We start from the raw sequence: 8,444 nt of genomic DNA on the forward strand, positions 1-8,444 counted from the left end.
ACGCTCGACTGGGAAACCCCAGCCGAGCGCCTGCATAAACTGCTCGCGACCTGATCAACACGACCACGTGTTGCGACGACCCCTAGAAACCGCCGACTAGTTCGGGGGCCTTTACTTCGATTTTTTGGAGGGCCAGGGCCTAGGTTCCCTGGCTCGCCTCATTAAGCAGAAGCGTTACGCACAGCGATAGCAGTAGTTACGAACGCGCGAGGTATGTGAAGATCCCGAGAAACGTTGCGATCACGCCAAGGGCGGTCGAACCGCCCCACTGAAATGCTGTCATGGCGTCATGACTGATCGCATGGGCCAACAATCCGGCCCCTTCGCCCGAAGCTACGGCGGTCAATAGGCCGATGCAGACGTTATGGGGGCGATGCTCACAAACAGGTGGTGGTGCGGGCGTACCTGTACTCATCTTTCTCTCCTCTGGCTAGGGATCCATGGGTAATCACGACCTTTAAGTGGACGAAACAGTGCAGCCGTCGCTGCACTGGGCTATGCGAGCCAGGATCTATGGCGGATCCATGGCAACCACCTCTTTCCTTGATCACAAAAAAGTCGGTAGCGGAGTGCTCAACTCTGACTTCTTGAAGATCACGGCGGATCCATGTGACCCCTCCTTCGAGGGATCACATGAGGGCTATCCGCGCGGTCTAGTCCACGCTCTCACCGTACCCACGACGTCGATGAATAATCCAGGACCCAATAAGGCCATCCAGCCGCACACGCGACCAAATCTGACCCCCCGTGCGCTTGCCAGGAGGGGTCATATGCCTTTGGCGAATGTCGAAGACGTTTCTGTCCGGCCTCCCGTGTCGCCGGAACTCGACGCTGGATGCGATGCATGCGGTGCACTCGCACGGTTTGCCGTGGTCGTTCGGTGAGCCCCGCAGACCACAGGCCCCACAGCGGGCGAGGTCAGCCTTCACCCTGCAGAGCCGCCGCCATCCCGTTGATCTTCGCGAACCGGTCACGCCACGGGATGTGATCAGGCTCCGGTGCGGGGACACCGTGGAAGGTCGCGTACGCGGTGGCCTGGCGGCACGGGGCGCATTCCGTCTCGTCTCCCACGGGCCGGAAGACGTGTTCCTCGCCGGGCGAGGAGCAGACAACCAGGGCAGCGGCCGACGGGAGCTCCGCCAGTGGCGGCGAGGCCGGTTCCACGGGGAGCTTCTGGATGAGGCGGTAGCGCAGGAAGCCGACCGCCGAGCGCACGCCGCCTTCCGGGCGTTCGGCCAGCAGTGCCTGTCGCAGGTCGGACTCGCTCAGCCCGCGCTCCAGCCACTTGACCGCCTCCACAGCCAGTGCGCGGGCCTCGCGCATTCCCAGGTGCAGTTCGCGACGGGTGTGGCGCAGCGAGAGCAGGACCCGTTCCGCGCGCTCCAGTTGGAGGGAATCAGCCGGCCCCGCCTTCGGTTCGGGATCCGGGTCCGTCGTCGGCTCGGCTTCGGAGGGTGGGTGGGGAGTGGTCTTATCACTGTGGTCTTCTACCGGTTGATAGCCACCGACCGTCCGGCCGGTCGGTTCGCCGACCGTCGGAAACTGCGCACTCGGTGGCGGGGTGGTGGGCGGGACAGCCTCTCGTAAGTGTCCTGCCTGCTCACTCGTCAAAGGGGTGTTCGCGACCAGTTGCTCGGTGACCCAGCGACCTCGACCGCCCTGGCTCTTCCACTCATGTACGTACCCGTGCGCGACCAGCTGTTCCTTCGCCTTCTGGTACGCGCGGCCCTTGATGCCCAGCTTCCGGGCGAGTTCGCTCAGGGGCTTGCAGGGGGACCCTTCGGGAAGGCCCTGGACGTACAGGAGCAGGATCTTCGCGTCACTGCTCAGACGCGGATGGCGCACGACATCGTGCGATGCCTTCGTGAAGCGGCGAGACGGGGCGATAACATGACGCAGCATTTCCGGTGGCCTCTGGTTCCACTGGTGATGAAGGCCCTCGGTCGGTGTTGGCGCACTGCCGAGGGCCGCTCCATGTGCGCGTGTGCACACAGAGCGTGATGGTTTCGTCACCGTACCGCACTGTCACCATCTCCCACCATGCGAATGGGGCTTCACGCTGCGCCCTCGGTGCCGGTCGGGCGAACGACGATGCGGCAACTCGCTCTCTGCCGGTGGCGGAGCAGCCGTGCATCGGGGAATTGAGGTCCGCCCCGCCGGTGACCTGTGGTCTCCGGCGGGGCGGACAGTCAGTACGGGGCGCGGAAATTCGCGCGTTCGGGCGTGATCAGATGCGCACCCCGGCCTGGAAGCCGCCGATGGTGTTCATCGATTCGTAGCGGACGTAGGCGCCCGGGTACGGGGCGTGCAGCACGGTGTTGTTGCCCGCGTAGAGGCCCACGTGCGAGGTGTTGTTGAAGAAGACCAGGTCGCCCGGCTTCAGCTGGCTGCGCGCGATGCGGGTGCCCTGGTTGATCTGGGTGTACGTAGTGCGGGTGATGTTGGCGCCGGCCTGGGCGTAGGCCCACTGGGTCAGGCCCGAGCAGTCGAAGGAGTTGGGGCCGGTGGCGCTGCGGACATACGGCTTGCCCACCCTGCTGGAGGCGGCCTGGAGGGCGGCGCCGCCGAGGCCGGAGGCGGGAACCTCGTTGCCGAGTTCGACCCGGTCGCCGGCGGCGCGGCTGGCACGCTGCTCCGCCTCGGCGATCTTGGCGCGCTCGGCGGCGGTCAGGGTGTTGAGCAGGCGCTGCGCCTCGGCGAGCTTGCCCTGGGACTGCTTCTTGTTCTCGCCGAGCGTCTTGCGGACGTCCGCGAGGTCGCCCAGCTTGTCCTGGGCCTCCTTGCGCTGCTGCGCGAGGGCCCGCTGCTTCTCCTGGATCTTCTCCAGCGAATCGGTCTGCTTGGCCGTCAACTGGTCGAGGGCCGATGCCTCGTCGAGGAAGGTGTCCGGGTCCGAGGCGAGGAAGAGCTGCACGGACGGGTCGATGCCACCGGAGCGGTACTGCGCGGCAGCGAGCGAACCGAGGCCGCTGCGGAGCGTGTTGAGCTCCTGCTGACCGCGGGCCACCTTGTCCTGCAGCGCGCCGACCTGCTTCTCGAGCTTCTGCTGCTGCTCCTTGGCCCCGTTGTACTTCTCGGTGGCCTTCTCCGCCTCGTGGTAGAGCTTGTCGACCTTCGCCTTGACCTCACTCTTGGTCGGCTTGGGGTCGGCGTGGGCGGCCTGGGAGGTCAGGGCCACGGCCGCGGCGGCGGTAGCGGTGAGCACGGTCACACGGGCGCGGCTCGGCTGCTTGGGACGACGGTGGGACGCCACGAAGGCGAGCTCCTTCTTCCTCGAGCCGCCTACCGGGCTACGGAGGGACCGAAATCCCCGGCTCCGTGCACGTCACGGACTCGGCGGTTCCTTCGCTGCCACCCCGGATGGGTGATCAACCGTGCGAAGGTTCGAAGCCCGACCTTAGTGACCATCTTGTAATCAGTTCAATCCAATCTCGACACACAAGGTACTTCTTTACTCACAACTCACGGCGTGTAGCGGCTACTTGACGGTCCGTTTCATAATTTCCGGCAAGTCGCAACCCATCTCACTAGACGCGCGAAAGCCGCTTCGGGAGCAAGAAGGACGCAACGGACTTGGCCCGGCTTCCGCCACCCCGTCGGCCACCTCGCGACCGGTGGAGACCACCACGACAGGCCGCCCGGACGGTGCTTCACGACGGCCTTGGCGCCGGGACGCGGAGCTGTTCCGTACCGAGCCGGCCGCGCAGCACCGCCGCCTCCGTCCGCGCCGCGTACGCGACTCGGTACGAGGATCGAGCGCGATCGACACCCACCCGAGATTACTGTTCGGTAACACGGGTGCGCGGGGGTTGGCGGCGCAGGCGGCGAGGGATTGACTCGTCAACATGACTGAGTGGACCGGCCGCACCGCCGTCGAGATCGCCGCCGCCGTACGCGAAGGACGGGCGAGCGCGGCCGACGTCACCCGCCGGCACCTCGACCGCATCGCCCGGCTCGAGCCGGGCCTGTCCGCGTTCCGGCACGTGCGGGCGGAACAGGCACAGGCCGAGGCGGAGGCGGTGGACCGGCGGGCCGACCGCGCCTCCCTGCCGCTCGCGGGAGTCCCCGTCGCGGTCAAGGACAACATCGCGGTCGCGGGCGAGCAGGCCCGCATGGGATCCGCTGCCACATCGTCGGATCACAGCCCCACCGATCACATCATCGTCCAACGGCTGCGAGCAGCGGGCGCCGTGGTGGTCGGTCTGACCAACGTGCCGGAACTCTGTCTGGTCCCGATGGCCGACAGCGTCTACGGGATCGCCCGCAATCCCTGGAACGAGCAGCGCACGCCCGGCGGCTCCTCGGGCGGCAGCGCGGCCGCGGTGGCTGCCGGTCTGGTCCCACTGGCGCACGGCAACGACGGGTTCGGCTCGATCCGGATCCCCTGTGCCTGCTGCGGAACGATCGGGATCAAGCCGGGGCGCGGCGTCGTGCCGCACGCGCCGGACGACCCGACCTGGTTCGACCTGGTCGAGAACGGCCCGATCGCGACCACGGTGCAGGACGCGGCCCTCGGACTGGCCGTGATGGCAGACGAACCGGGCTTCGCGCAGCTCGGCGAGGTGGGGACGCTGCGCATCGGCGTATCGGTCCGGTCGATCTCGCCTGGCTTTGCGATCGCTGCCCAGTACCGCCGTGCCGCGCTGGAGACCGGGACGCTGCTCAAAGGACTCGGGCACACGGTGACCCGGCACAACCGGCACTATCCGGCATGGCTGGGACCCGCGTCGCTGAGCTCCTGGTTCGCGTCGGCGCGCGCGAGCGCTGCGGGACTCGACCGCGCCGGACTCGACCGGAGCACGCGCCGACTGGCCGCGGTCGGCGGGGCGTTGGCGGCCCTTCGCCTGGACGGGGCGCACGGGCGCGACCGCTGGCGCACCGACGCCGCGGAACGCTTCTTCGGGCAGATGGACGTGCTGCTGCTCCCCGCGCTCAGCCAGCCGGCGGCGCAGGCCAAACGGTGGGGTGACGCCGGTGGGCTGCGCACCACGGCAGTCAGCACCCGTACGGCCTCGCTGTTCGGCTCCTGGAACATCGCGGGCTGGCCGGCGCTCGCGGTTCCCGTAGGTGTGGGCGTCGACGCCATGCCCGTCGCGGTGCAGCTCGTGGCCAAGCCCGGCGGGGAGAAGCTGCTGCTGGAACTGGCCGCGCAGATCGAGGCGGCCAAGCCCTGGCCGCGGCACGCCCCGCGCTATGCCGCACACAGAGACGGCAACAGGGACGCGGCGGTCGCCGGGGAAAGCTGACCGGGGCAGGAAGCCGACAACCACAAGCGGCTACTGAACGCGCACCCGCCACGGCATCAGTCCGACGCGCCCTTTCCGCTCGGCTCCGGCGGCCCACAACCGACCCACGGGCGTGATCCGCCGGACGCGCCCCGGCCAAGGGCTGTCACGCTAATAGCTGAGTGCGGGGAACCAGTCGTCCCGGCCTCGGGGGGTGAGGTCGAGGACGTGCCACACCGGGCTGAGCAGGTCGATGCCGCGCTGGTCGATGTCGTCGGACATGCGGGGGTGCACCGAGTAGAAGTGGTGCACCGACCCGTTGCTGTCACGGGTGAACACCGACACCGTCGAGTCCTGGTTGCCTTCGGCGTCCTCGCTGCCGAGGTCGTATTTGAAGGTGTTCGCCCCGGCACTGAGCAGGCGCAGGTTCGTCCACTGGCGGTTTCGGGCGTGCGCACGCAGCACGGGCAGCTCGGCTGCGGCAACGACGGCGAAGTCGACATTCTGCGCAACGTGGGGGGCGATTCCGTTGAACCCGTCGATCCACATCGTGCACATGGGGCAGGGCTGGGTCTGCTGCTTGCCATACATGAATTGGTAGATGACCAGGTCACGCCCGGGCCGGGTGAACAGCTCACTGAGTCGCACGGATCGCGTCGGCGCGTCACCGGCGTGCAGGTCCGCGGGGCCCTCTTCGAAGGCGTAGTCGTCGACGGCAGGTCCCGGCGGCAGTCGCCGACGCAGGTCAGCGACTCGTTCGCGATGGCGCATCAGCTCGATCTCGGCGTGGCGCAGCTCTTCGCGGGCGGTGACGTACTCGGCCGACTCCCCAGTGAGATTGGTCTGGTGCATCACTACCTCCTGGACGGCTGCCGAAGCGCGCAGCTGCTGCCCCCCTGGCCGCCATCGGCCCTGCCCACCATTGTCTGCTCGCGCACAGGGCCTCGCCAGGCGGCGAGGCGGGGTGTGCGGAGCTCCGCCTCGGCGACTGCCGGGCAGGAGCTGCACCGTCCGAAGCCGCCCTCAGCCGCGTTCAAAGCAGTGCGACTGCCCGATGACCGAGAAGCCGCGGCGCTCGTACCAATGGCGTGGCCAGTCGTCCGCGTCAGCGAGCAGGAACCGCGTACCGCAGCTCGCGCCGGTGGCCATGCGCAGGGCCGCGGCCAGGACCGCGTCGGCGTGGCCGCGGCCGAGCTGGGTCTCGGCGGTCATCAGGTCCTCGATCTGGGCGATGCCGGTTGCCGGGTCCAGATAGAGATCCGCCCACGAGGCGACCTCGCCCTCCTCCGTACGGGCCGCTATGAAGGCGTACCAGCGGTTGGGGTGTTCCCCGAGGGCGGCCGATGTCCCGGCGGTGGCCGTCGAGGCTGTCTATCCGCGATCTGAACTTGGCGTGGCCGTGCTGCCTGAGGCTGTTTCGGCTTTCGTGTAGAGGATCTCGCGGGCCTGTTCCGCGGCACGGGTGATGCTCTCGGCGACGAAGTCGAGGAAGCGGGCGACGTTCTCCAGGCGGACGGCGGCCGGAGTGCCGGGGCCGAGGACGCCGACGCCCTGCCGTGAGATCTCGACCTGCTGGATGAGGGACCGGGCACTGGCGACCATCGACTGGTACCAGAGATCTTCGTCGATGACGTAGCGCTCACGACGGCCTTCATCGCGTTCCCTGCGGACGAGCGACTGGCTCTCCAGGAAGGTGATCGATTTGGAGATGGTCGCCGGGCTGACGTGAAGGCGCTGGACGAGTTCGGACGCCGTCAGGCTGCCGGAATCGGTGGTGAGGAGGCAGACCATCACCCGCGACATCATCTGGGACAGTCCCGATTGCATCATGACGGTGGTGTACAGCTCCTCGTACTCACGCACGGCCTCGGCGTCGCGTCCGTGTGGCTGGGGGACCGGCTCCACCCCTCGGGGCGAGCCAGGCTTGCGCCGGTGGGCCCGCCGTTCCGTGGCGCGGTGGGCCAGGTCCGCCCGGTAGCCGGTGGGGCCGCCGTTGCGCATCACCTCACGCGTGATCGTCGAGGTCGGCCGTTCGAGACCTCTGGCTATCTCCGCATAAGCGAGCCCGTCGGCCAGCCCCAGCGCGATCTGCTGGCGGTCCTTCTGGGTGAGCCTGCCTCCCGGCATCGCGGTCTCCTTCATGGCCCGTGGTGATCCTTGACGCCTTGAGCATAGCGTTCACTCTCAATACATTGCAACGAACAATGTGAAGCCGTTGCATTATCCGTCAGAGGCATTGCAACAATATCTCGGCCCCTACCTGCGATTATGCAAATCGCGCGCAACAACTCTATTGCCGACCCTGTGAACGCAACGTAGCTTTTCCGTCATCGGAAACAGCGGGCCGACGGAGGGCGCGCTGCAGACAAAGGAGTGCGTGATGCAGAAGTTCGACACCCCCGCCCCGATCTCCACCGTCCTCGACATCCCCGCGGGGCGCGTCCAGATCATCGCCGCCGACCGGGCCGACACCGCGGTCGAGGTCCTGCCCGCGAACGCCTCGAAGAGCCGCGACGTGAAGGCGGCGGAGCAGACCACGGTCGAATACAACGACGGCGTCCTGCGGATCGAGGTCCCGGCGAAGAACCAGATCCTCGGCCCCTCCGGATCCATCGAGGTGACCGTCCAGCTGCCCGCCGGTTCCCGCGTCGAGGCGAAGGCGGCCAGCACCGAGTTCCGGGCCGTCGGCCGCCTCGGCGACATCGCCTTCGACGGCGCGTACCACCAGATCAAGATCGACGAGGCCGCGAGCGTCCGCCTCACCGCGGTCGACGGCGACGTCGAGGTCGGCCGGCTCAACGGTCCCGCGGAGATCAGCACCGCGAGGGGTGACATCCGGATCGCCGAGGCCGTGCACGGCAAGGTCGTGCTCCGCACCCAGTCCGGAGACATCTCGATCACCGCCGCCGCCGGAGTCTCGGCCTCCCTGGACGCCGGCACCTCCTACGGCCGCATCAGCAACGACCTCAAGAACGATGGCACCGCCGAGCTCGACATCCACGCGACCACCTCCCAGGGCGACATCGCCGCCCGCAGTCTCTGACCCGCAGCTTCCAGAAGGAGCACCCCTCATGACCAACCTGGCCATCGCGGCGAACGGGCTGCGCAAGTCCTACGGCGACAAGGTCGTGCTCGACGGCGTCGACCTGGCCGTCCCCGAAGGAACGGTCTTCTCCCTGCTCGGCCCGAACGGCGCCGGCAAGACCACCGCCGTGAAGA

General features: G+C 67.9%; 7 protein-coding genes and 1 pseudogene. 3 read left to right on the forward strand and 5 right to left on the reverse strand.

The annotated features are described in order from the left end of the window. Positions 1 to 918 precede the first annotated feature (918 nt). A complete protein-coding gene (locus ACFU8W_RS51470; RefSeq protein ID WP_384052737.1) occupies positions 919 to 1,902 on the reverse strand; it encodes a hypothetical protein in 984 nt (327 codons plus the stop codon). Positions 1,903 to 2,227: 325 nt separating this feature from the next. Then, complete coding sequence (locus ACFU8W_RS51475) at positions 2,228 to 3,253, reverse strand: NlpC/P60 family protein (protein ID WP_384052738.1); 1,026 nt, start codon at positions 3,251 to 3,253, stop codon at positions 2,228 to 2,230. Between the two features lie 592 nt (positions 3,254 to 3,845). Here ACFU8W_RS51475 and ACFU8W_RS51480 point away from each other — a divergent pair. Next, positions 3,846 to 5,246 (forward strand): amidase, encoded by a 1,401-nt coding sequence (locus tag ACFU8W_RS51480; protein WP_384052739.1) that lies wholly within the window; start codon positions 3,846 to 3,848, stop codon positions 5,244 to 5,246. A 150-nt stretch (positions 5,247 to 5,396) separates the two neighbouring features. On the opposite strand, the gene ACFU8W_RS51485 is transcribed toward ACFU8W_RS51480, so the two are convergent. From ACFU8W_RS51485 to ACFU8W_RS51495, 3 genes and pseudogenes are all read right to left on the reverse strand, one after another. Then, the gene (locus tag ACFU8W_RS51485) at positions 5,397 to 6,077 is read right to left on the reverse strand and encodes a DUF899 family protein (protein WP_384052740.1); all 681 of its coding nucleotides are present in this window, start codon (positions 6,075 to 6,077) and stop codon (positions 5,397 to 5,399) included. Positions 6,078 to 6,248: 171 nt separating this feature from the next. Beyond that, positions 6,249 to 6,530 (reverse strand): annotated as a pseudogene (locus ACFU8W_RS51490) (GNAT family N-acetyltransferase); the annotation flags it as partial. A gap of 66 nt (positions 6,531 to 6,596) precedes the next feature. Next, complete coding sequence (locus ACFU8W_RS51495; protein ID WP_384052743.1) at positions 6,597 to 7,352, reverse strand: helix-turn-helix domain-containing protein; 756 nt, start codon at positions 7,350 to 7,352, stop codon at positions 6,597 to 6,599. Positions 7,353 to 7,605: 253 nt separating this feature from the next. On the opposite strand from ACFU8W_RS51495, the gene ACFU8W_RS51500 reads away from it, so the two are divergent. Together ACFU8W_RS51500 and ACFU8W_RS51505 are read left to right on the forward strand one after the other, a co-directional pair. Continuing rightward, positions 7,606 to 8,268 carry a DUF4097 family beta strand repeat-containing protein gene (locus tag ACFU8W_RS51500; protein WP_384052741.1) on the forward strand — a complete coding sequence of 221 codons (663 nt, stop codon included), beginning with the start codon at positions 7,606 to 7,608 and terminating at the stop codon, positions 8,266 to 8,268. Continuing rightward, on the forward strand, positions 8,201 to 8,444 hold a 244-nt coding region (locus ACFU8W_RS51505), incomplete at its 3' end, for an ATP-binding cassette domain-containing protein (RefSeq protein WP_384052742.1). The genes ACFU8W_RS51500 and ACFU8W_RS51505, both read left to right, overlap by 68 nt.

The sequence above is a fragment of the Streptomyces sp. NPDC057565 genome (assembly GCF_042801455.1).
GTDB lineage: Bacteria > Actinomycetota > Actinomycetes > Streptomycetales > Streptomycetaceae > Streptomyces > Streptomyces yanii.